The sequence below is a fragment of the Actinoplanes sp. NPDC049668 genome (genome assembly GCF_044465445.1).
GTDB lineage: Bacteria > Actinomycetota > Actinomycetes > Mycobacteriales > Micromonosporaceae > Actinoplanes.
Map to the genome: position 1 here is coordinate 470,599 of NZ_JBITLR010000005.1, position 23,295 is coordinate 493,893.

Here is a 23,295-nt window from a genome sequence, read left to right on the forward strand (position 1 = left end):
GTGTGATTCCTGAGGACCTGCGGTACACGGCCGAGCACGAGTGGGTGTCCGGCGACGGTTCCGGGCCCGTGCGCGTGGGCATCACCCACTTCGCGCAGGACGCGCTCGGCGACATCGTGTTCGTGCAGCTGCCCGACGAGGGCACGGCGGTCGCGGCCGGTGATCAGCTCGGCGAGATCGAGTCGACCAAGAGCGTCTCGGAGATCTATGCGCCGATCGCGGGCACGGTGGTCGCCCGCAACGCGAGCCTCGCCGACGAGCCGGAGCTGATCAACGCCGAGCCGTACGCGGCCGGCTGGCTCGTCGAGATCGCCCCGGACGACCCGGCGGCCCTCGAAGGCCTGCTCGACGCCGAGGCATACAAGGCCCTGACCGAATCCTGATCGCCCGCGCGTCTGGTTGCCCGCTATTTCGCTGCTGACTAGGCTCGCGGGGCACATGTAGAACTGTTATTACTTCGAAACCGATAGTCGTGCCGTCCGGGCCTCCGGGCAGCGGCGGGGGGCGCTGCGCTCCGGACCCGGGTCCGGTCCGCTCACCCCGTGTCGTCGGGCGGCGACCGAAACAGATCCGTGAGGTGGTCCGATGACGCGCCCAGACGACGAGTTTCCCCCACTCGACGTCACGTCCACGCTGAACCTCGGTGCGCTCGACGAGGTGCTCGAGGGCCCCGAGACCGACGTGGTACCGAGCCGGATGTCCGGCTCGCTGCCGCCCGGCATGGCGCTGCTGGTCGTGCGCCGTGGCCCCAATGCGGGCGCGCGGTTCCTGCTGGACCATGACGTGACCACGAGTGGGCGGCATCCCGACAGTGACATTTTCCTTGACGACGTGACGGTCTCGCGCCGCCACGCCGAGTTCCACCGCGACGGTGGCACGTTCACGGTCCGCGACGTCGGCTCCCTGAACGGCACCTACGTCAACCGGGAACGGGTCGAGTCCGCGACCCTCGGCAACGGGGACGAGGTCCAGATCGGCAAGTTCCGGCTGGTCTTCATCGCCGGTCCCCGCCCGGAGGGCGAGGGAAGCGGGGCGTGAACCCGTCCGGGGCGGCCGCGCACGACCACCAGAGCCATCGCGCTGCTGGCGGCCGTGACAACGCGCTGATGAGCATCGGGGAGGTGCTGGCCCAGCTGCGTACCGAGTTCCCGGACACCACGATCTCCAAGCTCCGGTTCCTGGAGGCGGAAGGGCTGGTCGACCCGCAGCGCACCGCCTCCGGATACCGCAAGTACTCGTGGAACGACGTGGCCCGGCTGCGGTTCGTACTGACCGCCCAGCGGGACCAGTACCTGCCGCTCCGGGTCATCCGCGAGCAGCTCGAGGCGCAGGAACGCGGCGACGACCCGCTGGCACACCGGCGGCCGTCGCTGGTCGCGGTCGGCTCGGAGGCCGAGGTGCCGGCGGACCCCGCCGACACCCGGGTCTCCCGGGCCGACCTGGTCGAGCGCACCGGCATCGCCGAGCAGATGCTCGCCGAGCTGGAGCAGATCGGCCTGGTCACGTCGCGGCCGCCGGGCTGGTACGACGGCGACGCCGTGGTGATCGTCGAGGCCGTGGTCGGGCTGGTCCGGCACGGCCTCGAGGTGCGCCATCTGCGGGCGTTCCGCACCGGCGCGGACCGCGAGGTCGGACTCTTCGCCCAGCTGCTGACGCCGCTGGTGCGCCAGCACGACCCGGCGGCCCGGGCCCGGGCCGCGGAGACCGCCCGTGAGCTGCAGGCGCTCTCCCAGCGGCTGCACGCGGCGCTGGTGCGGGCCGGCCTGCGGGACACCCTCGGGCGCTGAGGGTTCGCCGGATGCGGCCCGGGTATGCCACCAGACACGGGCAACGCGTGGCGCCGGCCCCCGGGTGCCCGTGTACCGTGCAGGATAGGCGTGAAACAGCCTGATGGCCGCCTTCGGGCGGCTTTACGGGGCGGCTACGACGTGCGACACGGAGGCGGGCAGTGCGCGAGCTGAGCGTGGTCGGGGTTCGGGTGGAGCTGCCGAGCAACCAGCCGATCGTCCTGCTCAGGGAGGTCGACGGTGATCGTTACCTGCCGATCTGGATCGGTGCGGTGGAGGCGACCGCCATCGCGTACGAGCAGCAGGGCGTGAAGCCGGCCCGTCCGCTGACCCATGATCTGCTCCGGGACGTCCTCGCCGCGCTGAAGGCGCCGCTGAAGGCCGTGGAGATCACCGAGCTCAAGGAGAACGTCTTCTACGCCGACCTGTTGATCGGCGACGACCTGCGGGTGTCGGCACGGCCCAGCGACTCGATCGCCCTGGCCCTGCGCGTCGGCGCCCCGATCCGCTGCGCCGACCAGGTGCTGACGGAGGCCGGCATCGTCATCCCGGACGAGCAGGAGGACGAGGTCGAGAAGTTCCGCGAGTTCCTCGACCAGGTCCGCCCGGAGGATTTCGCCGGATAGTCGTCGCATCGACGATCACCACGGTCGAGTCGTCCATACGCGGCGTGTCGCGGCATTACCTCCCTGTTTCGCGGCACGCTGAGTTATACGCTCGTGAAGTCCAGGTGAAGCGGCACCGCGCAGCGGGGAGGTAGTCGCGTGCACGAGTCAGACTCTGCTGAGGGTCCACTTGTCGGCGAGGACGGCGTTACCGGTTATCGCGGAGTGACGGCATGTCAGGCGGTCGGGATCAGCTACCGCCAGCTGGACTACTGGGCCCGGACGACCCTGGTCGTGCCGAGCATCCGGGACGCCTCGGGCTCCGGAACCCAGCGGCTCTACTCGTTCCGTGACCTGGTCGTCCTCAAGGTCGTCAAGCGTCTGCTGGACGCCGGCGTCTCGTTGCAGAACATCCGCCGGGCCATCGAGACGCTGCGCTCGCGCGGCGTCGAGGATCTCGCCGGCATCACGTTGATCTCCGACGGCACCACGGTCTACGAGTGCCGTTCGCCGGAGGAGGTCGTCGATCTGCTCCAGGGCGGCCAGGGCGTCTTCGGCATCGCCATCGGCGGCGCGTTCAAGGAGATCCAGGGCTCGCTGTCGCACCTGCCCGCCGAGCAGGCGTCCGCGCCGCAGCCGGTCGGCACGAACCTGCCGGCCGAGCCCGCCGCCGGCGACGAACTCGCCGCCCGCCGCGCCCGGCGCCGCGCCGGCTGAGCCGCCGCGGTCACTCGGCGCCGAGCAGGCGCAGCATCAGGGCCAACGGTGGCCACCCGGCCCGGCCGCGGCGGGTAACCGCGTAGCTGCGCAGCCGGACCTGCGGGCCGGGCAGGTCGAGCAGGCGCACGCCGGGCAGCATCGGGCCGTCCTTCGGCAGCAGGCCGACGCCCAGGCCGGCGACGATGAGGTCCTGTACGAGGTCGAGGCTGTCCGCCCGGTGCACGATCCGCGGCACGAAGCCGTCCAGCGCCGCGACGGTGCGCACCACGTCCTCGTCGGCGGTGTTGCGCGAGTTCACGATCCAGTCGTGGTCCCGGTATCCGGCGAAGTCGGTGGCCCGCGATTCCGCCGGCACCGCGAGGCCCCACGGCGCCTCCCACAGCGGCATCGCCGTGAGCGCCGGGTCGAACGCGGCCGGCGCGAGGTTGTAGTCGTAGGTCAGCGCCAGGTCGACCAGGTCGGCGGCGAGCAGTTCGAACGCCTCGAACGGCTCGTGCTCGTGGATCAGCAGGCGGACCCGCGGGTGGGTGGCGGCGAGGGTGGCCGCGATCGGCAGCAGCGACCGGCGTACGGCCGTGGCGAAGCCCGCGACCCGCAGGTCGCCGGCCGGTTCCGCGCCGGGGTTCAGGTCGAGGCGGGCGGCCTCGACCGCGGCCAGGATGGTGACCGCGTGCTCGGCGAGGCGGCGCCCGGCCGGGGTGAGCCGGACCCGGCGGCCGTCCGGCTCGATCAGCGTCGTGCCGGCCTCCCGGGCCAGGACGGCGAGTTGCTGGGAGACCGTCGAGGTGGTGACGTGCATCTCGTCGGCGACCTCGCGCATCGAGCCGAGCCGGGACAGTTCGAGCAGTAACCGCAGGCGCCGCGTGTCCATCCGGCAATTGTCAGCCAAACCCGAACGTTTCATCCACAACTAGCACGTGGACGTGAACATTCTCCACCGGCTCTACTGGCTCTATGCGTACTGAGGCACGGACCGGCTCGGCGATGGCGCTCGCCTCGATGCTCCTCGTCCAGCTCGGCCTGGCGGCCTCCGTCGGGCTCATCGACACCGCGGGCGTCGAGGGCGCGGCGTGGCTGCGCCTGGCGTGGGCCGGGCTGATCCTCGCGGTGCTGGTCCGGCCCCGGCTGCGCGCGTTCTCCCGGCGCGCCCTGCTGGCCAGCGTCGCCCTCGGCGTGGTCACCGCCGGGGTCACCATGCTGTTCATGGCCGCGATCGCGCGGCTGCCGCTCGGCACGGCCAGCGCGCTGGAGTTCCTCGGCCCGCTCGCGGTCGCGGTCTTCCGCGGCCGGCGCGGCACGAAGGTCTGGCCGCTGCTGGCCGCGGTCGGCGTCGTGCTGCTCACCGAGCCGTGGCACGGCGACATCGACCTGGTCGGCGTCGGATTCGCGCTGGCGGCGGCGGCCTGCTGGGCGGCGTACATCCTGCTCACCCAGCGGGTCGGCGACGAGGTCTCGGGGCTGCAGGGCCTGGCGGTGTCGATGCCGGTCGCGGGCCTGGTCGCGACGCTGGTGGTCGGCCCGTCGGTGCTGACCGGCGTCACCTGGCAGCTGCTGCTGATCGGGTTCGGCCTGGCGATCCTGCTGCCGGTGGTGCCGTTCGTCCTGGAGATGCTCGCCCTGCGCCGGCTGACGACGGCCGCGTTCGGCACGCTGATGAGCCTGGAGCCCGCGATCGCGCTGGTGATCGGGCTCGTGCTGCTCGGCCAGGTGCCCGGCTGGGCGCCGGTGGCGGGCATCGCCTTCGTGGTCGCGGCCGGCATCGGCGCCGAGCGCACCGGCGCCCGGGAACACCCCGCTCCCGCGCCGGCAACCCCACCGGCGCGCGACGGCGTCCTGGTCTAGGGCGACCGGGCACGGATGCCCGGCCGCCCGTTCGGTCAGGTGCGGTAGGTGACGGCCGGGTGTCCCGGCCCCGGGAGGGTGTCGTCGGGGAAGGGCAGGCGCTCGATCCGGGCCGGGCGCTCCACCACGACACAGACCTCCTCGCCGGGCCACCACCAGCCGCAGGAGCGAGCCAGGGTCGCCCACTCGTCCAGGCGGCCGCCGACCACCGGCCCGTGCTCCGCCAGCCCCAGCCGGCGCAGCACGTCGTAGTGGCCGATCCAGTAGGCGTCCTGCTGCCCCCACCAGGCGACCGGCACGCGACCCGGCGGCGCCAGGGCGGCCCGTACGGGAAGGACGATGCCGTCCATCAGGGCGGTGCGCAGCGCGCCGCGTACACCCTGGCGCAAAACCTCGCCCAGCGGGATGCCCGCCGCCAGCGCGGCCGGGGGTGGCAGCACCGGCCAGGGTTTGGCGTCCTTGCCGGGCTGCCGCAGCGGGCCGAGGCAGGGATCGGCGCCGTCGTCGAGGGCCTTCAGCAGCCGCGACCAGCCGCCGGCGATGTCGCTCGCCAGCGGCGGCCGGCCCGGTGGCTGCCGGGGCCGCAGCCAGTCCCGCAGGTCGGCGTGGGTCGGCATCCCCGAGGTCAGCGGCAGGGCGTCGCGGGGCGAGCCGGCCCAGGCGAACCGTGGCCGGGCGCGGCCGTGTCGCCGGTACAGGCGGGTCAGGACTTCCTCGGCGGCGTCGCGGTCGGCCGGCTCGGTGGCCAGACCGATGTCCCACCATTCCCGGCGCAGTTCGACCGCGCGGTGCCAGAGATCAAGATCGGCGGCGACTCGGCGCCGCGTCGGGGCGGTCAACGCGCGAGGGCGCACGCGCCCTTTCGTTCAGCGGTAATCATGCGCGCCATCGTGACCCACCGCCCCGACCGGGGCAAACCATTTAAGGCCGGCGGCACAGCCAGGCGCTGCGCTCGGCGCGCACGGTCAGGTCGTCGCGCCGCAGCACGCTCTCCGGGCCGTCGCCGTCGAGCAGGGCGTGCAGGGTGGCGTGGTCCTCGGCGCTGAGCTGCTCGCGCAGGCCGGACCGCATGCGCGCCAGGGTGGCCCGCGCGTAGCGGCCGGTGGCGTCCGGCAGCGGGGCGGTCAGCTCGATCCCGGCGTGCCGCGCGGACTCCACGGCGAACCCGGCCTTGGCCAGCCGCGGACCCCAGTCCTCGCCCCGGTGCGGCATCTCGGCGGCCTGCCGCTCGGCCAGGGCGGCGTGCAGCCGCGCCTCGCCGCCGCCGCCGACGCCGTCCGGCAGGAACCGCGGGTGTGACGCCACCTCGGCCACGGCCAGCAGGCCGCCGGGCCGGATCGCGGCGAACAGGTCGGCGAGGACCCGGTCGGGGTCCGCCACGTGGTGCATCGACGCCGACGCCCACACCAGGTCCACGCCGGCCACGTCGGGCCAGCCGTCGTCCAGGTCCGCCTGCACGGTCCGGACCCGGCCGGCGACGCCGGCCCGCGCGGCCTTGTCGCCAAGAAGCCGCAGCATGTCCGGCGAGACGTCCACCGCGATCAGCTCGGCCTCGGGGAAGCGCGCGGCCAGGGCGAGCGTGCCGGTCCCGTTGCCGCAGCCGAGGTCGAGGATCCGGCGTGGCGCGCCGCCGGTCAGATCGGCGACCTGCTCGATCAGGCCGTCCCGGTACTCGTGCAGCACCTCGGCGTCGAGCTCCAGCAGCTCGGGCAGGGCGTCCGGGTCGTGTCCGTGCCCGTGCCCGTGTGAATGTCCGTGTTGATGTCCGTGTCCGTGGTCTCCCATGGGCCGACCATAGCCGGGCTTTGCGCCAATGACATACAGTCTTGCGTATGACGCAAGACGGCGATCTCGACGCCATCGTCCGCCAGCGGATCCGCGGCCTGCGCGCCGCCCGCGGCTGGTCCCTCGACGAGCTGGCCTCGCGCTGCTACCTGAGCCCGTCCACGCTCAGCCGGATCGAGACGGGCCACCGCCGCATCGCCCTCGACCAGCTGACGCCCATCGCCCGTGCGCTGGGCACCACCCTGGACCAGCTGGTCGAGTCCGTCGACGACGACGACGTGGTGATCCGGCCGCACCGCGACGAGGCCCGGGGCAGGACGACCTGGCTGCTGTCGCGCGAGGCCGGGCCGGGCGGCGTCACCGTCGCGAAGATGCGGCTCACCCGGCCGGCCCCGGCCGAGCTGCGCGTACACCCCGGCCGGGACTGGTTCACGGTCCTGTCCGGGACGGTGATGCTGCGGCTGGGCGAGCGGACCATCCTGGTCGGCACCGGCGAGGCGGCCGAGTTCTCCACGATGGTCCCGCACTCCTTCGGCGCGCACGGCGGCCCGGCCGAGCTGCTGTGCATCCTCGACAACGACGGCCAGCGCACCCATCTCACGGCCGGATAGCCGGAAAAGCGCGCGACCGCGGGCAGCCGCGGCGATAACGTCCGGCGTCATGTCGACGTTCCTGCCCGGGCTGCGGTTGTGCCGGTACTTCTACGCCGAGGCGGTGCGCCCGCTGCTCGAACAGGCGTACCCCGGGCTGCCCCATGCCGCCGCGCGGGTCGGCCCCGGCTCGGAGGTGCTCGGCTTCGACTCCGAGCGCTCCGCCGACCACGACTGGGGCCCGCGGCTCGAGCTGTTCCTGACCGCCGGGGACGCCGCCCGGCACGGCGAGCGGCTCTCGGCGCTGCTCGCCGACCGGCTGCCGAAGCGGGTACGCGGATGGCCCACCAACTTCGAGCCCGCCGATGTCCGGGTGCGGGTGATGACCGACACGACCGGTCCGGTGGCGCACCGGGTGCACATCACGGACGTGGCGAGCTGGTCGGCCGGGCTGCTCGGCTTCGACGCCCGCGGCGGTGTGACCGCCGCGGACTGGCTGGCCACCCCGGCGCAGCGGCTGGCCGAGGTCACCGGCGGCGCGGTCTTCCACGACGACATCGGCGAGCTCACCGGGCTCCGCGAGCGGCTGCGCTGGTATCCGGCGGACGTGTGGCGGTGCCTGCTGGCCGCGCAGTGGACCCGGATCGCTCAGGAGGAGGCGTTCGTCGGCCGGGCCGCCGAGGCCGGCGACGACCTCGGCAGCCGGCTGCTCGCCGCCCGGCTGGCCCGCGACGTCATGCGGCTCTGCCTGCTGCTCGGCCGCCGCTACCCGCCGTACGGCAAGTGGCTCGGCACGGCGTTCGCCCGGCTGCCCGGCGCCGCCGCGATCGCCGCAGCGCTGCGCGAGGCCGTGGCCGCCGACGACCCGGCCCGCCGGGAGTCGGCGCTCTGCGACGCGTACGAGGCGACCGGCCGGTGGCAGAACCGGCTGGGGCTCGCGCGCCCGGTCGACCCGGCCCGGCGGCAGTACCACGACCGGCCCTATCGGGTGATCGACGCCGCCCGTTTCGCGGCCGCCCTGATCGAGCGAGTCGAGGATCCCGCGCTCGCCGCCGCGGCCCCCTACGGCGCCGTTGACCAGTACGTGGACAGCACCGACGTGCTCTGCCGGCCGGACCTGACCGGGGCCCTCGCGGCCGTCCTCGGACGAGATTCGCCGGCCACCGGCGCTCGGTGAGCGCGGCCCCCGGCACTTATCGTCGGCGAATGTCCACCTTCGCCCGGCCGTCCGGCGGCCGCTCGGTCTGTGACCGCCTCCGACTGCTCTGCGGCGACACCGTCGCGCGGCTGCCGGCCGGACCGGCCCGGGACGCCGTCGCCGCGGCCGGCGAGCGGCTCGCCGAGCGGACGATCCGGATCGCGGTCGGCGGCAGGGTCAACGCCGGCAAGTCCACGTTGGTGAACGCCCTGCTCGGGCAGCGGCTGGCGGCCACCGGCGCGACCGAGACGACCACGCTGGTCACCTGGTACCGGCACCACCACCAGAACCGGGTGCAGCTGATCACCAAGGCCGGCCAGTCGATCCACGTACCCGCGGCGCCGGGCGGCGGTGTCCCCGCGCGGCTCGGTGTGCCCGCCGACACGATCGCCGCGGTGGTGGTCGAGACCGCGAACGCCCGGCTCGCCGACCGCTACAACCTGGTCGACACGCCGGGGCTCGACTCGCTGACCGGGCTCGACGACCCGGCGATGGCCGCCCTGGCCGAGGCGGACGCGCTGCTCTACGTGATGCCGCACCCGGGGGAGCGGGACCGGGAGGCCCTCGAGGCGCTGCGCGGCACGTCGGGCCGGGCCGGGATGAGCGCCGCGAACGTGCTGGGCGTGCTCAGCCGGGTGGACACGCTCGGCGACGGCGCCGACGACCCGTGGCCGCGGGCCCGCCGGATCGCCGCCCGCTACGCGAGCGAGCTGCGGGGCCTGGTCGCCGACGTGGTGCCGGTGATCGGCCTGCTCGCCGAGACCGCGTCGGGCGACACCTTCACCGAGGCCGACGCGCGCCGCCTGCGCCGGCTGGCCGAGCTCGACCCCGACGACCTCGAGGACTTCCTGTACGCGCACGCGCACTCACCGTCCGGGGAGGACGCCGCCGACCGGGCCCGGCTGCTGCGGCTGCTCGGCGTGCACGGCCTGCGCGAGGCGGTCTCGCACATCCGGGCCGGGGTGGTCCGCAGCGATGAGTTGCTGCGCCGGCTGGCCCAGGCCTCGGGCGTGGCGGAGCTCGTCAGATATGTGGAGGAGAACTTCATCCGATCGGCCGACCGGCTTCGTGCCGCCTCCGCGGTGACCATTCTCGAACGGGCGACCTGGCTCGGCGGCGACGGCGATTCCGCCGCGATTCTGGCCGGGCTGCGGGCGAGCCTGAACGAGGTGAAGCGCGACCCGGTGCTGCGCCAGGCCGCGCTCGTTCCGGCGCTGCGCGACCTCGCCGGCGGCCGGCTGTCGCTCAGCGACGACTGCGCCGCCGCGCTGATCAGCCTCGCCACCGGCAGCTCCGACGCGGTCCGCCTGGGCCTGGCCGCGGACGCCGGCCCGGCGCAGGTCGCCGTCGCCGCCGACGAGTGGGTGGCCCGCTGGCGGCGCCTGGAGGGCAGCCCGTCGCGGCTGGTGGCCCGGCACGCCCGCTCCGCCCGGGAGCTGACCGAGACCGCCTTCTTCACCCACCGCTCCAATTAGGTGCACATTAACCCAGCGTTTTTCACCCGATCGGGTTACCCATTTCTCCGATAAGATTCGGGGGTGGGCAGCTGGTCAATAGCGATCGATTACGGCAGCAGTTTCACGTGTGCCGCCATGCTCTCCGAGAATGCGGCCGGCGATAACAAATCGGAGATCCTCGAAATAGACAACAGTCGGTATCTGCCGTCGGTGGTCTGCCTCGACGAGGACGGGCACCTGCTCACCGGGCGCGACGCCGCCCAGGAGGCGGCCATCTATCCCGACCGCGCGGAGCTGCAACCCAAGCGCGCCCTGGTGTCCGACGCCGAGACCCGCCTCGGGGACCGCGACCTGCGGACCGTCGAGATCGTCGCGGCGACCCTGCGCCGCGTCGTCGAGGAGGCGACCCGCCGCAACGGCGGCCCGCCCGCGAAGGTCGCGCTCACCCACCCGGCCGCGTGGACTGACGCCGAGACCGGCCGCCTGGCCCGGGCGGCGGCCCTGGCCGGCCTGCCCGAGCCGGTGTTCATCCCCGAGCCGGTCGCCGCCGCGGTCCACTACGCGACCGCCTCCGGCGCCACGCCGATCCCGGCGGGCGCGCACATCGCCGTCTACGACCTCGGTGGCGGCACGTTCGACACGGCGGTGCTGCGCCGCACCCCCGACGGCTTCGAGATCTGCGGGCCGCCCGGCGGCGACCCCGACTTCGGCGGCGACGACGTGAGCGAGGCGCTGCGCGAGGTGGTCGGCGCGCAGGTGCGCCACGACGCACCCGAGGAGTGGGACCGGCTGTGGTCGGACTCCTCGACCAAGGGCCAGCAGCGCCGGGCCAGCCAGCTGAGCTACCTGACCCAGGCCAAGGAGTCGCTCTCCGGCCGTACGGTCGTCATGGTGCCGGTGCACGCGGCCGACGCGCAGGTGCGCATCACCCGGGCCGAGCTAGAGGCGGCCATCGAGGAGCAGCTGACGCCGACCGTAGACGAGCTGATCCGTACCGTCGAGGAGGCCGGGGTCGCGGTCGGCGACCTCGCCGCGGTCTATCTGACCGGCGGGTCGAGCCGGATACCCCGGGTGTCCGAACTGGTCGCGGCGCGGATCGGGCGGCTGCCGGTCGCCGAGGGCGACCCCAAGGCCGTGGTGTGCCAGGGCGCGCTGACCGCGATCACCAAGGGCGCCGCAGCCCCCGCGCCTGCCGCAGCCCCCGCGCCTGCCGCGGCGCCCGCCCCCGACCCCGCCGTCACCGCGCCCGCCGCCGCCACACCTCCCGCCGCCGCGCCTCCCGCCGCGGCTTCGACGGAGGTGAGAGCGCCTGCGGCGCCGACGATGCCTCTCGGAGTCGCGCCGCCCGCACCGGCGGATGTCTGGCGCGGTCGGCTACGCGCGATCGGCGGCCGGCACCGCCGCGTCGCGCTGGTGTCCGCCGTCGCCGGGGTGCTGGTGGTCGCCGTCGCGGCGACGGCGTACGCCACCATCTCCACCGACGACCCCTATCCGAGGCCGACGCCGGTGGTGACCACGACGACACCCGAGCCGGTGGTCACCACGCCCACGCCGAACCCGCTGAGCGTCGTGGTCGAGACCACCCCGCCCGAGGAGGACGAGGAGACCCCGACGCCCGAGCCCGAGGAGACCACCACCGAGCCCACCGCCCGCGACAACCTGGGCTCGAGCGAGCAGGACCTCTACGACAAGCTCGACATGTCCGACCTCGACGAGGAGAGCTGCCAGAGCTGGGACGTCAGCCCCGACGGGATGGACGCCGCGATCGAGTGCAACGGCGACCCGCAGCTCGACTACATGGTCGCCGTCATCCAGTTCGACAGCTCGTCGTCGATGACCGCCTACCTCGACGCGCAGGCCGCCAAGGTCTTCGGCAAGGGTGACTGCACGGAAGGTTCGCCGTCCGAGGGCACCTGGACCTCCGACGACGTGCGGGTGGGCCGGCTGATCTGCTTCGACGACCCGGACGGGGAGGACATCTTCCGCATCTTCTGGAGCCATGACGACGAGAACATCGTCGCGATGATCATGGACTCCTCGGGCGCCGAGGCCGGCGAGTGGTGGACCGACAACAGCTGGATGCTCTCGTGACGAGCGCGACGCCCGCCGTCGGCGCGCCCGCGACGCCGCGCCAGCGCGCCGGTGAGCCGCCGCGGGCCGCGGCGCTGCGCTTCCTCGCCGACGCCACGCTGGTCCTCGACCGGCTCGGCGACCGGGCCGCGGTCGCGGCGATCCGCGCCGAGGTCGACCGGCTGGCCGGCGGCGCCGCGACCGTTGTCGTCGTCGGCGAGCGCAACAGCGGCAAGAGCTCTCTGATCAACGCGCTGACCGGGCGCGGCGGGCTGCTGCCGGTCGACGCCGACGTCGCCACCAACGTGCACGTCGCGGTCCACCACGCTCCGGAGCCGGCCGCCCGGGTGGTAACGCTCGACGAGCCGGCCGGCCGGGCCGTCCCGCTCGCCGAGGTCGGCGAGTACGCGGCTCTCGACCCCGCCACCGGCCGCCCGCGCCACCCCGACGTGCTCGAGGTCGCCGTCGGCCTGCCCGACCCGCTGCTGCGCGGCCTCTGCCTGATCGACACCCCCGGAGTCGGCGGCCTGATCGCCGGGCACGCCGCGATCACCCTGGCCACCCTCGCCCGCGCCGACGTGCTGCTCTTCGTCACCGGTGCCGGCTGCGAGCTGACCGCCTCGGAGTGCCGCTTCCTCGCCCAGGCCGCGGAGCGCATCGCCACCGTCGCGTTCGTGCTCACCCAGACCGACAGGTATCCCGAGTGGCCGACGGTGCTCCAGCGCGACCTCGCCCTGCTGCGCACCCACGCGCCCCGCTACACCGGCGCGCCCTGGTTCCCGGTGAGCAGCCGCGCCGCCGCCGACTCGGCCCTGGCGACCGGGCGCGGCAACGCCGAGCGGGCGCGGCGGCTGCGCGGTATCAGCGGGCTCGACCCGCTCGCCGCGGCGCTGACCGCCGGTGTCGCGGCGGAGGCGTACCAGATCCGGCTGCGCAACGCGCTGCTGGTGACCGGCCGCGCGGTCGGCCGGCAGCTCACCGTGCAGCGGCGCAACGAGCTCTCACTCTCCGGCGACCCGGCGCTGCCCGCCGACCTGGACCGGCTGCGCGGGCGGCTGGCGAGCGCCGACGAGTGGATCGCCCGGCGCCGCTCCCGGCTGACCGAGCGCGGCCGGGTGCTCGAACGCGACCAGCGGCTGCAGCTCAAGCGCCGGATCATCGCGCTGCGCGACCAGCTGCTGGACCTGGCCCGCGGCGGCGACCGGGAGCTGATCGAGGCGCTGCCCGACGAGCTGGCCCGCAGCGTCCACGCGATCTGGCTCGACCAGCAGACCTGGCTGCGCGGGCGGCTCGCCGAGCTCTGCGCCGAGCTGGCCGACCTCGCCGGGCCGGGCGCCGACGAGGTGAACCTCGCCCTGCCCGAGCATCTGCGCGACCTCGCCGGCCCGGCCCGCGGCGCCGCGAACGCCTCCGCCGTCGACCGGATCCTCCCGTCGATCGGCCTCGGCTCGCTGGCGGCCGGCCTCACCGGGGCCCTGGTCGCCGGCTTCCTGGCGCCCGCGGTGGTCGGTCTCGGCACGGTGCTGGTGCTCTACGAGCGGCGCCGCCGCAAGGACGCGGTCAACCAGGCGCGGCAGGACGCCGCCCGCTATGTCACCCAGGTGCTGGCGCAGGTCGAGGTCGAGCTGCCGGCCGCCGCGCAGGCCGCGCTGGAGCAGGCGCTGCGGCGCCTGCGCGACTCGGTGGCCGAGGGCGTCGAGGCCTGGCGCGCGGAGCTGGACGCGGCCCTCGCCGAGCACGAGCGGCTGCGGGCCGGCGCCGGCCCGGGCGTACGCGAGCGGACCGCGGACGCGCTGGCCGCACTGACCCAGCTGACGACCCGTCATGCCGGCATCACCGCCGCGCTCGGCGACCAGAGGAGGGGCCAACCATGACCGACTACTACGACGACGACTGCGGCTGCGACGAGGCGGCCGAGCCGTTCGACGAGATCGGCGACGACTCCGGCGGCGAGATCATCGACGCCTTCTACCACGACGAGGCCGAGCGGATCGCGGACGAGATCGCCGACGAGATCGAGGACGGGATGGAGGCGATCGAGGCGGTCGAGGCGCTCGGGCCGGCGGACCAGGAGCCGTCGATCGTCGCGATCGCGAACGGCGACGGCTACCCGGGCGGCTACGCCGTCCTGCCGGTCAGCGGCGACACCGCGGCCCTGATGCAACAGCTCGACGGCCAGCTCGCGACGGTGCGCGAGCTGGGCGACGTCGGCGACCTAGCCGCGGCGGCACCCGGCGGGGGACCGGTGCAGGACACCCTCGACCTGATCCACAACCTGCACAACGCCAGCCCGGAGACGCTGAACTGGCTGAACGGCATGGCGAACGCCGAGAGCGCCTACGGCGAGGTCTCCAACGAGGTCTACAAGTACGAGCAGACCCACTGACTCAATGCGGGCCGACGGCGGTGATCCGGATCGCCGCCGCGCCGGCCTCGTCGCTGGCCGCGAGGTCCACCTCGGCCTCGATGCCCCAGTCGTGGTCGCCCTCCGGGTCCTCGAAGACCTGGCGGACCTTCCACACCGCCGGCCCGGCCTCGATGTGCAGGAGCGCCGGGCCGCGCGCCGACGGCCCGGTCCCGACGACCGGGTACTCGGCGTAGTAGTCCTCGAGGGCCTCGATCCACCGGTCGGTGTTCCAGCCGGACTCGGCGTCCAGCTCGCCGAGGTCCTCGGCGCGGCGCAGCGCGAACAGCTCGACGCGGCGGAACAGGGCGTTGCGGACCAGCACCCGGAACGCGCGGACGTTGCGGGTGACCGCCGGCGGCTTGTCGTCCAGCGGCGAGACCTCGACGACCTCGGCACCGGGGTTGCGCAGCCGCTCCCACTCGTCGAGCAGGCTGGAGTCGACCTGGCGGACCAGCTCGCCCAGCCACTCGATCAGGTCGGTCAGCTCCTCGGTGCGCGCGTCCTCGGGCACCGTCTGGCGCAGCGCCCGGAACGCGTCCGCGAGGTAGCGCAGCACCAGGCCCTCGGAGCGGGACAGGCCGTAGAACGACACGTACTCGGTGAAGGTCATCGCCCGCTCGTACATGTCGCGGACCACGGCCTTGGGCTTCAGCTCGTGGTCGGCGACCCACGGGTGGCCCTGCCGGTACGTCTCGTAGGCGGCCTCCAGCAGCGGCAGCAGCGGCTTCGGGTAGGTGACCTCCTCGAGCAGCTCCATGCGCTGGTCGTACTCGATGCCCTCGGCCTTCATCGCGTTGACGGCCTCGCCCTTGGCCTTGAACAGCTGGGCGGAGAGCACCTGCCGCGGGTCCTCGAGGGTCGCCTCGATGACCGAGACGACGTCGAGCGGGTACTCCGGCGACTCCCGGTCGAGCAGCTCCAGGCAGGCCAGCGCGAAGGGCGAGAGTGCTTGGTTGAGCGCGAAGTCCAGCTGCAGGTCGCCCACCAGCCGGTAGGTGCCGTCGACGCGCTCGATGACGCCGCCGGCCAGCAGCGCCCGGGCGATCGCGATGGCGCGGCGGATGTGCCGGCGCTGCGCGGCCGGCTCCTCGTGGTTGTCGGTCAGCAGGTGCCGCATCGCCGCGAACGGGTCGCCGCCGCGGGCCAGCACGTTGAGCAGCATCGCGTGCGACACGTGGAACGAGGAGGTCAGCGGCTCCGGGTCGGCGGCGACGAGCCGGTCGAACGTGGGCTGGCCCCAGCCGATGGTGCCCTCGGGCGGCTTCTTGCGGACCACCTTGCGGCGCTTCTTCGGATCGTCGCCGGCCTTGGCGAGCATCCGCTCGTTGTCGATGACGTGCTCCGGCGCCTGCACGATGACCGTGCCGAGGGTGTCGTAGCCGGCCCGGCCGGCCCGCCCGGCGATCTGGTGGAACTCGCGGGCCTTGAGCAACCGGGTACGCACGCCGTCGTACTTGGACAGCCCGGTGAACAGCACCGTCCGGATCGGCACGTTGATGCCGACGCCGAGGGTGTCCGTGCCGCAGATGACCTTGAGGAGCCCGGCCTGCGCGAGCGTCTCCACCAGCCGCCGGTACTTGGGCAGCATGCCGGCGTGGTGCACGCCGATGCCGTGGCGCACCAGCCGGGACAGGGCGCGCCCGAACCCGGCGGTGAACCGGAAGCTGCCGATGGCGGCGGCGATCGCGTCCTTCTCGGCGCGGCTGCACATGTTGATGCTCATCAGCGACTGCGCGCGCTCCAGGGCGGCCGCCTGGGTGAAGTGGACGATGTACACCGGTGCCTGCCGGGTGGTGAGCAGCTCCTCGATCGTCTCGTGCAGCGGCGTCATCGCGTACGAGAAGAGCAGCGGGACCGGCCGCTCGGTGTTGCTGACGACGGCCGTGGGCCGGCCGGTGCGCCGGGCGAGGTCGTCGACGAAGCGGGTGGTGTCGCCCAGGGTGGCCGACATCAGCACGAACTGGGCCTGCGGCAGCTCGATGAGCGGCACCTGCCAGGCCCACCCGCGGTCGGGCTCGGCGTAGAAGTGGAACTCGTCCATGATCACCTGGCCGACGTCGGCGTCGGCGCCCTCGCGCAGGGCGAGGTTGGCGAGGATCTCCGCGGTGCAGCAGATGATCGGCGCGTCCGCGTTGACGTTGGCGTCGCCGGTGAGCATGCCGACGTTGTGCGCGCCGAAGACCTTGCAGAGGGCGAAGAACTTCTCGCTGACCAGCGCCTTGATCGGCGCGGTGTAGAAGGTGGTGCGCTTGTCGGCGAGGGCGGCGAAGTGCGCGCCGGTCGCCACCAGGCTCTTTCCGGAGCCGGTCGGGGTGTTCAGGATGACGTTCGCACCGGTGGCGATCTCGATGAGCGCCTCCTCCTGATGCGGGTACAGCGTCAGGCCCTGCTCGGCGACCCAGGTCTGGAAGGCGTCGAAGACGGCGTCGGGTTCGGCGTTGCCGGGCAGGCGTTCGGTGAGCGTCATGATCTGTCAACCCTATCGGGGCCGCCCGGGCACAGCACCGCGGCCGGGCGCGCATCGCGCCCGGCCGCGGAAGGGACCTTGCTGTGGAGTTGCCGGTGATCCGCTAGGCGCCCGACGCCGGGCGGATCGTGCCGGCGACGCTGCCCGCGAGGCCGGGGACGGCGGCGGCGACGGCTGCTGTAGCGATTCGAAGGCACATCGGGGGAGCTCCTTCTCAGGTGGTGGCCTCGCTGGGACCTAGATTCGGCCCGACCGGTTGCCGCCCGGTACGCGCCGGGTTGCGAAACGGTTGCGAGCCACCGCTCAGCGGGGCCAGGCCGCCAGCCGGTCCCGCAGCGCCCGGACGTCGGCCGCGGTCAGGCCGTAGAAGCCGAACCGCTCGTCGTCGAGGCGGTCCAGGTAGCGGCCCGCGTCGGCGATGTCCTCGTCGTCGAGGCCCGGCTCGAGCGCGCGGGCCAGCTCCAGTACGCGCCGCAGGGGATAGCGCTCCAGGGCGGCGCCCACGTCGATGTAGTCGCGCACCTCGCGCCGGTTGACCAGCGCGGCCACCTTCGACGCGACGAGGTCGTCGAGGTGCATGACCGGCCCGACGTCCATCACCACCGGCGCGCGCCGCCGGTCGAGCCGGGTCAGGGTCAGCCGCAGGGCCCGGGAGCCGTCCGCCACGTGGTATTCGCGCAGGTCCTCGTCCATGCCCTCGAACATCTCGTCGCCGACCTCGCGGAACACGTGGTAGCCGGCGGCGGTCAGGGCGCCGGTGACCTGCCCGGCGGCCGCGCCGACCGCGCCCGCGGTGTCGGTGAACAGGTCGATGTCCTCCGTCGGCCGCCGGACCAGGCCGTTGACCAGCCAGGCGACGCCGCCGCCGAGCACGAACCCGTGCTTCTCGCCGACGCCGAGGGCGATGGTGGTCACGTCGCGGTAGAAGTCGTCGATGTTCGCCGTCACGCGGCCAACCTAGTGGTGACCACCGACAGATTCCTCGGCAGTCCGATGATCGGGTGAATCCGGTGTCTGCTGCCCGACTCGGGCGTATCGGTCGCGGCCCGGGCGCGCTCTGCTCCTCGGTGAGGCAAGGGGGCGGCATGGCGGACGCGATCGTGTTCTTCGACATCGGCGACACCCTGGCCCGGGCGAGCCTGCTCGACGGCGGCACGCGCCTGGAGCTCACCGTGCTCCCCGACGTGACCGCCACGCTGACGGCGCTGCGCGACCTCGGCGTACGGATGGGTGTCCTCTCCGACCGTGGCCCGGTCCCGGAGCCGGAGGTGCGCCGCGCGCTCGACGCCGCCGGTCTGCTGATCTTCCTCGAGCCGGCGCTGCTGGTCTTCGGCCGCAAGGACGGCACGGAGACCTTCCGCGCCGCGGCCACGCTCGCCGGGCCGTGCGAGCGCGTCGTGTTCGTCGGGGAGAACCCGGCGGAACGCGACTTCGCCTCGATGGCCGGCTTCATCGTGCTGCCCCGCCCGGCACTAGTCCCGGCCGCTCTGAAGCGCGCCGCAACCGCATGAGAGGTGGTTTCCATGGCTGCACCACTGCAGGAGTTCCACTACCACGTCGCGCAGGACCGGGACGACGGGCCGCGATCGCCCGCCTCGTTCCGCGCCGGCGAGGCGGCCGGTATCGACGTCGGGTCGCTCGGCCCGGTCTTCAACAGCAACGAGGCCGCCGCCCGGTATTACCTGGACGAGCTCCTGCAGCAGGACGCGCGCCCGGCCATGCGCTCGGTGGTCGAGCCGGAAGCGCCGCAGCGGGTGCCCGGGCTGGTCATGGAGAACGACGACGACCTGCGCAGGCTCGGCACGCACCAGGTGCGGTTCGCGCAGACCCAGCACCAGATCCCGATCTTCGGGGCGAGCGCGGTGGTCGAGCTGACCGGCGACCGCGACCTGGTCAGCGTCAGCGCCCGGCTGGACGAGGTGACCGGCGTCGACCCGGTCGAGGGGCTGAGCCGCGCGGAGGCGCTGCAACGCGCGGCGGCCTATGCCGGCGCGGAGCTCCGGCCGGACGCGGCGCTGGGCGGCGCGCTGAACTTCTTCAAGGACGAGGAGACCGGCGCCTGGCGTCTGGTGTGGCTCCTCAAGAACCTGCCCGCCCGGCCCGCGCCGGACCGGGCCGAGCCGGTCGAGGGCCACGGACTGGGTACCCGGCCGGTGCCCCGCCTCGTCAACTACCTGGTCGACGCGCACAGCGGCGAGATCGTGTTCACCTACAGCGCGAACCCGACCGCCGGCGTGCCGACCCCGGCCAAGTGCAGGGGAATGGACGAGGACGGGGTCACCCAGACGTTCTTCGGCCGCCTGGACACCGGCACGGTGTGCCTGCTCGACGACCCGCTGCGGTCGGTCCGCACGTTCGACCTGCGGTTCGCCGACATCGACACCGACCCGCCGGTGCCGCCGCGCGCGGTCGAGGCGACCACCAGCGACTTCGCGGACAGCAACCGGGCGGCCGTCTCCGCGCACCTGAACGCCTCCCGGGTACAGGACTTCTACAAGCTCGTCCTGCAGCGCGACGGCATCGACGACAAGGGCATGCTGCTGGTGTCCATGGTCAACACGACGGCGGCCCGGATGTCGGCGCCGCCGACGCTGAAGAACGCGTTCTGGTGGCGCGGCCGGATGTGGTACGGCCAGGTCCGCGACGCCGACGGCCGCCTGGTCAGCCTGTCCAGGTTCCTCGACGTGATCGGCCACGAGCTGACCCATGGCGTCATCGAGACCACCTCGAACCTGGTGTACGCGACCCAGTCCGGCGCCCTGAACGAGTCCTTCGCCGACGTGGCCGGCATCCTGATCAACAACTGGTACACCGCGAGCGACCGCGAGGACGTCTCGACGTGGAGCTGGAAGATCGGCGACGGCCTGCGGCCGGACGGGCGGCCGCTGCGCGACTTCGCCGACCCGGGCAGCCTCGGCCACCCGGCGCACATGAAGGACTTCCGGCAGCTCGCCCCCGGCCAGTTGCCGAACCCGGACACCAACGACAACGGCTGGGTGCACTTCAACAGCAACATCGCGAACAAGGCGGTGCACAACCTGCTGACCATGGAGGTGGACGGCGTGCGGGTCTTCACCGTGGAGGACGTCGCCGTGCTCACCTACCTGGGGATGTCCCGGCTCTCGCCGCGGGCCACCTTCGCCGACGCGTTGCGGGGCATCGTCGACGTGGCGATGACCTACTTCGGCGGCGGCCCGGACCGGGACGCCAAGGTGGCCTCGATCCGGGAGGCGTACCGCCTGGTCGGGATCAGCTGAGCCCGGCCACGGCGGTGCGGCGCAGGCCTGGGTGGCGGGCCTCCCAGGCCGCGCGGACGCCGCGGGGGAGGTTGAGCTCCGGCCAGAGCCGGATCAGCGTCGGCCCGTCCAGGTGACGGCGCAGCTCCTCGACGCGGACCGCCTCGCGGAGCACGTTCTCGTACATCCAGGCGAGCATGGTCGGCTGGTCCAGGTCGAAGGGGTGCGGATTCCACCAGAGCCGCAGCGGCAGCTCGACGATCCCGTGCCGCGGACCGGCCAGCTCGCCGAGGGTCCCCGCGACGACAACCGGCCGGTGTGGCCGGGCCAGATGCGGTGCCGGAGCCGCGGGCGCGCTGGTGGGCATGTGCACAGGGTAGACCGCCGGACCCGCCGACGGATAACTCCTAGAATCCTAGGATGCCTTAGCGGCAGTGCGGCAAGCCGCACCAAACCTCAAACGACGGCTTCGCCGACTGACCCCAGCCGGACCCGCACCACGAGTCGGTGCAGGGCCTCGACCGCCGCCGGATCGGCGTGGCCGGGGAGCGCGGACGCGTCGCGGGCCGCCTCCAGCTCGGCGCGCAGCCGCGGGATGTCCCGCTCCAGCGCCGCGCGGAAGCCCGCCGGGAACGGCCCGTGCTCCGCCTCGCGCTTGCGGGCGATCAGCTCCGGCATGTAGGCCAGGCCGCCGCCGAGCACCCCGAGGTCGGTCTCCAGCGTCCCGGTCCGCATCAGGTGGATGCCGGTGAGCAGCACCCGCAGCGTGTACAGGGCCGGCTTGAGCTCGCCGGTCCGTGCGAAGAGCCGCTCCTGGCCGGCCGCGAAGCCCAGGTAGTGGTGCGCGTGGTTGCTGGTGATCAGCCCGGGCGCCAGCTCGACCAGCGCCGCGTGCACCGGCGAGGTCGCCACCACCAGCGGCGACAGCAGCTGCTCCAGGACGTAGCCGTTTCGGCTGTTCAGCAGGCGGGCGAACTTGAGCAGGTCGTGGCTGACCACGTCCAGCTCGACGCCGTCGCGCAGCCCGCTGGACTGCACGGTCTCGGGCCCGGTGCGCAGGCCGACGACCTCGGCGGCCGGCAGGACGTGGCTCGCGCGCAGGTCCAGGTCCGAGTCGACGGACGCGAAGCCGTACAGGTGCGCGCCGCTCACGGTCGCGAAGACCAGCGGGTGGCCGAGGCCGGCGGTGATCTCCGCGGCCCAGGCGGGCACGTCGACGGTCACGACAGACCCCTTTCGCGTACGGAACAGAGCAGGTCGTCGACGGCCGTCCGGTCCGGTGACTCCGGCAGGACGGTCGCCGCCTCCGCGGCGGCCAGGTCCGCGAGCAGCTCGTCCGCCCAGGCCGTCACCGCCTCCCACGGCTGGTCGCCGCGGCGGACGGCGAGCAGCCGTTCGCGCAGCGGCGATACGTCGACCAGGACCTCGCCGGTGCGCAGCACGTGCGCGCCGGCCAGCAGCAGCCGGATCATGTGCATGGCCTGCTTGTGGTTGGTCTCGCCGGTGCGAGCGCGCCGGGCCGCGACGCGCCTGAGCTGGTCCTGGGCGTACGAGCCGTAGGTCTGCGCGACCCGGCGGGACAGGAACGCCCGGCGTGCCGCCAGCAGCCGCTCGCCGTCGGGGGTGACCCGCTCGATCAGCGGTGACCAGAGCACCTCGAGCACCGTCGGGTTGCCCTGCAGCGCGAGGGTGCAGAACCGTTCGAGCTCCCAGGAGAACTGCTCGTCGGCCGGGCCGTCGAGGTGGGTCGGCGGCTTGTCCAGGTGCCAGAACAGGCGGGTCGGTGCCGCGTACACGCCGCGGCGGTCGTGGTCGGAGTCCGGGCCGTCGAGGCCGTACGCGCGGGAGCCGACCACGACCGCGAGGATCGTGTGCTCGGTGACGAGATTGTGCACCCGCCGTTTCTACAGGTCGAGGACGGTGCCGTCGATCTCATTCAGCTCGTCGGAGGACAGGCTGAGGTTGCCGAGGGCGGCGACGTTGGTCTCGAGCTGCGCGACGCTGCTGGCCCCGATGATCAGGCTGGTCATCCGCCCGTCGCGCAGCGCCCAGGCCAGGGCCAGCTGCGCCAGGGACTGGCCGCGCCGCCCGGCGATGTCGTTGAGGCTGTGCAGCCGGCCGAGGGTGGCGTTGTCCAGGTCGCTCTCGTTGAGGAAGACGCTGGTGCGTACCCGGGAGTCCTCGGGGATGCCGCGCAGGTACCGGTCGGTGAGCAGGCCCTGCTGCAGCGGGCTGAAGGCGATGCAGCCGGCGCCGACCGCCTCGAGCGTGTCGAGCAGGTGGTCCTTCTCGATCCAGCGGTTCAGGATCGAGTACGACGGCTGGTGGATCAGCAGGGGAGTGCCGAGCTCCTGCAGGATCGCGGCGGCCCGGGCGGTCTGCTCGGCGGTGTAGTTGCTGATGCCGGCGTAGAGGGCCTTGCCCGAGCGGACGACGGCGTCGAGGGCGCCCATCGTCTCCTCGAGCGGGGTGTCCGGGTCGGGGCGGTGGTGGTAGAAGACGTCGACGTAGTCGAGGCCGAGGCGGCGCAGCGACTGGTCGAGCGACGAGACGAGGTACTTGCGGCTGCCCCACTCGCCGTACGGGCCGTTCCACATGTGGTAGCCGGCCTTGGTGGAGACGATGATCTCGTCGCGGTGGTGGCGGAAGTCGGTGCTCAGGATGCGGCCGAAGTTGCTCTCGGCGCTGCCGGGCGGCGGGCCGTAGTTGTTGGCCAGGTCGAAGTGGGTGACGCCCAGGTCGAAGGCGCGGCGGGTGATGTCGCGCTGGCGTTCCAGCGGGCGGCCGTCGCCGAAGTTGTGCCAGAGCCCGAGGCTGATGGCGGGCAGCTTCAGGCCGCTGCGCCCGGCGCGGCGGTAGGTCATGGTGTCGTAGCGGTCGTCCGCGGCGGAGTAGGTCACACACCACACCCTAGGTTGAGCGTCGGGGACATCCGCGCTGGTAGGTTCAACGCAGCCGTACTCCTGCGCGGGAGAGACCACCGGGTGAAGATCTGGTGGCGCCGAAGGGGCAAATCCTCCCCGGAACCTCTCAGGCAAAAGGACCGCGAGGGTAGGCGACTCTGGAGTGCCTTGTGGGTATGACAGAGGGGGAGGTTGTGCCGTCGACCTCTTTCTCTCGCAGGAGCCGCC

The 23,295-nt window shown here is 73.3% G+C and carries 23 protein-coding genes and 1 riboswitch; of the genes, 14 read left to right on the forward strand and 9 right to left on the reverse strand.

Translation table 11 applies throughout. From position 1 onward, the window contains the following. Positions 1-2: 2 nt before the first annotated feature. The 5 genes from gcvH (at position 3) to ACIBSW_RS23285 (ending at position 3,109) form a co-directional block, all read left to right on the forward strand. Positions 3-383 (forward strand): glycine cleavage system protein GcvH, encoded by a 381-nt coding sequence (gene gcvH / locus ACIBSW_RS23265; RefSeq protein ID WP_354722150.1) that lies wholly within the window; start codon positions 3-5, stop codon positions 381-383. A gap of 202 nt (positions 384-585) precedes the next feature. Further along, positions 586-1,038: an FHA domain-containing protein gene (locus tag ACIBSW_RS23270; RefSeq protein ID WP_184994731.1), complete on the forward strand. Its 453-nt coding sequence runs from the start codon at positions 586-588 to the stop codon at positions 1,036-1,038. 68 nt (positions 1,039-1,106) lie between these two features. Continuing rightward, the gene (locus ACIBSW_RS23275) at positions 1,107-1,787 is read left to right on the forward strand and encodes a MerR family transcriptional regulator (RefSeq protein WP_354722164.1); all 681 of its coding nucleotides are present in this window, start codon (positions 1,107-1,109) and stop codon (positions 1,785-1,787) included. A gap of 161 nt (positions 1,788-1,948) precedes the next feature. Then, complete coding sequence (locus ACIBSW_RS23280; protein WP_354722151.1) at positions 1,949-2,413, forward strand: bifunctional nuclease family protein; 465 nt, start codon at positions 1,949-1,951, stop codon at positions 2,411-2,413. Between the two features lie 138 nt (positions 2,414-2,551). Then, a complete protein-coding gene (locus ACIBSW_RS23285) occupies positions 2,552-3,109 on the forward strand; it encodes a MerR family transcriptional regulator (RefSeq protein ID WP_354722152.1) in 558 nt (185 codons plus the stop codon). A 10-nt stretch (positions 3,110-3,119) separates the two neighbouring features. Here ACIBSW_RS23285 and ACIBSW_RS23290 read toward each other — a convergent pair whose 3' ends face one another. Continuing rightward, complete coding sequence (locus ACIBSW_RS23290; RefSeq protein ID WP_354722153.1) at positions 3,120-3,983, reverse strand: LysR substrate-binding domain-containing protein; 864 nt, start codon at positions 3,981-3,983, stop codon at positions 3,120-3,122. A gap of 83 nt (positions 3,984-4,066) precedes the next feature. On the opposite strand from ACIBSW_RS23290, the gene ACIBSW_RS23295 reads away from it, so the two are divergent. After that, positions 4,067-4,954 (forward strand): EamA family transporter, encoded by an 888-nt coding sequence (locus ACIBSW_RS23295; protein ID WP_354722154.1) that lies wholly within the window; start codon positions 4,067-4,069, stop codon positions 4,952-4,954. Between the two features lie 35 nt (positions 4,955-4,989). Here ACIBSW_RS23295 and ACIBSW_RS23300 read toward each other — a convergent pair whose 3' ends face one another. Both ACIBSW_RS23300 and ACIBSW_RS23305 read right to left on the reverse strand, forming a co-directional pair. Next, positions 4,990-5,793 (reverse strand): DUF6745 domain-containing protein, encoded by an 804-nt coding sequence (locus ACIBSW_RS23300; RefSeq protein ID WP_354722155.1) that lies wholly within the window; start codon positions 5,791-5,793, stop codon positions 4,990-4,992. 82 nt (positions 5,794-5,875) lie between these two features. Continuing rightward, positions 5,876-6,739, reverse strand: coding sequence for a class I SAM-dependent methyltransferase (locus tag ACIBSW_RS23305; protein ID WP_354722156.1), 864 nt, complete (start codon positions 6,737-6,739; stop codon positions 5,876-5,878). A 47-nt stretch (positions 6,740-6,786) separates the two neighbouring features. On the opposite strand from ACIBSW_RS23305, the gene ACIBSW_RS23310 reads away from it, so the two are divergent. From ACIBSW_RS23310 to ACIBSW_RS23335, 6 genes are all read left to right on the forward strand, one after another. Then, positions 6,787-7,350 (forward strand): helix-turn-helix transcriptional regulator, encoded by a 564-nt coding sequence (locus tag ACIBSW_RS23310; RefSeq protein WP_354722157.1) that lies wholly within the window; start codon positions 6,787-6,789, stop codon positions 7,348-7,350. 49 nt (positions 7,351-7,399) lie between these two features. Further along, complete coding sequence (locus tag ACIBSW_RS23315) at positions 7,400-8,506, forward strand: DUF4037 domain-containing protein (protein WP_354722158.1); 1,107 nt, start codon at positions 7,400-7,402, stop codon at positions 8,504-8,506. Between the two features lie 29 nt (positions 8,507-8,535). Next, the gene (locus tag ACIBSW_RS23320; protein WP_354722159.1) at positions 8,536-10,002 is read left to right on the forward strand and encodes a dynamin family protein; all 1,467 of its coding nucleotides are present in this window, start codon (positions 8,536-8,538) and stop codon (positions 10,000-10,002) included. Between the two features lie 117 nt (positions 10,003-10,119). After that, on the forward strand, positions 10,120-12,075 hold the full coding sequence (locus tag ACIBSW_RS23325) for an Hsp70 family protein (protein ID WP_354722160.1): 1,956 nt from the start codon (positions 10,120-10,122) through the stop codon (positions 12,073-12,075). Further along, positions 12,072-13,928: a dynamin family protein gene (locus ACIBSW_RS23330; protein WP_354722161.1), complete on the forward strand. Its 1,857-nt coding sequence runs from the start codon at positions 12,072-12,074 to the stop codon at positions 13,926-13,928. The genes ACIBSW_RS23325 and ACIBSW_RS23330 overlap by 4 nt, the downstream gene beginning before the upstream one ends. Beyond that, positions 13,925-14,440 (forward strand): hypothetical protein, encoded by a 516-nt coding sequence (locus ACIBSW_RS23335; RefSeq protein ID WP_404799430.1) that lies wholly within the window; start codon positions 13,925-13,927, stop codon positions 14,438-14,440. The genes ACIBSW_RS23330 and ACIBSW_RS23335 overlap by 4 nt, the downstream gene beginning before the upstream one ends. Before the next feature lies 1 nt (position 14,441). Here the strand turns inward: ACIBSW_RS23335 and ACIBSW_RS23340 are convergent, their stop codons facing one another. Both ACIBSW_RS23340 and ACIBSW_RS23345 read right to left on the reverse strand, forming a co-directional pair. Next, positions 14,442-16,928 carry a DUF3516 domain-containing protein gene (locus ACIBSW_RS23340; RefSeq protein WP_354730773.1) on the reverse strand — a complete coding sequence of 829 codons (2,487 nt, stop codon included), beginning with the start codon at positions 16,926-16,928 and terminating at the stop codon, positions 14,442-14,444. Positions 16,929-17,231: 303 nt separating this feature from the next. After that, a complete protein-coding gene (locus ACIBSW_RS23345) occupies positions 17,232-17,876 on the reverse strand; it encodes a nucleotidyl transferase AbiEii/AbiGii toxin family protein (protein ID WP_354727786.1) in 645 nt (214 codons plus the stop codon). Positions 17,877-18,013: 137 nt separating this feature from the next. Between ACIBSW_RS23345 and ACIBSW_RS23350 the strand changes: the two genes are divergently transcribed. Next, on the forward strand, positions 18,014-18,439 hold the full coding sequence (locus ACIBSW_RS23350) for a hypothetical protein (RefSeq protein ID WP_354727788.1): 426 nt from the start codon (positions 18,014-18,016) through the stop codon (positions 18,437-18,439). 12 nt (positions 18,440-18,451) lie between these two features. Continuing rightward, on the forward strand, positions 18,452-20,185 hold the full coding sequence (locus ACIBSW_RS23355) for a M4 family metallopeptidase (protein WP_354727790.1): 1,734 nt from the start codon (positions 18,452-18,454) through the stop codon (positions 20,183-20,185). Here the strand turns inward: ACIBSW_RS23355 and ACIBSW_RS23360 are convergent. The 4 genes from ACIBSW_RS23360 to mgrA all read right to left on the reverse strand — a co-directional run bounded on the left by ACIBSW_RS23360 (position 20,178) and on the right by mgrA (position 23,064). Next, positions 20,178-20,531 (reverse strand): hypothetical protein, encoded by a 354-nt coding sequence (locus tag ACIBSW_RS23360; RefSeq protein WP_354727792.1) that lies wholly within the window; start codon positions 20,529-20,531, stop codon positions 20,178-20,180. The two genes, ACIBSW_RS23355 and ACIBSW_RS23360, sit on opposite strands and share 8 nt — an antisense overlap. A gap of 89 nt (positions 20,532-20,620) precedes the next feature. After that, positions 20,621-21,388 (reverse strand): DNA polymerase beta superfamily protein, encoded by a 768-nt coding sequence (locus ACIBSW_RS23365; protein ID WP_354727794.1) that lies wholly within the window; start codon positions 21,386-21,388, stop codon positions 20,621-20,623. Further along, positions 21,385-22,059, reverse strand: a complete 675-nt coding sequence (locus ACIBSW_RS23370; RefSeq protein WP_354727796.1) for a DNA polymerase beta superfamily protein — start codon at positions 22,057-22,059, stop codon at positions 21,385-21,387. Before ACIBSW_RS23370 ends, ACIBSW_RS23365 begins: the two co-directional genes overlap by 4 nt. A gap of 9 nt (positions 22,060-22,068) precedes the next feature. Beyond that, positions 22,069-23,064 (reverse strand): L-glyceraldehyde 3-phosphate reductase, encoded by a 996-nt coding sequence (gene mgrA, locus ACIBSW_RS23375; protein WP_354727798.1) that lies wholly within the window; start codon positions 23,062-23,064, stop codon positions 22,069-22,071. A gap of 58 nt (positions 23,065-23,122) precedes the next feature. Then, positions 23,123-23,220, forward strand: a riboswitch (glycine riboswitch). Positions 23,221-23,295: the final 75 nt, after the last annotated feature.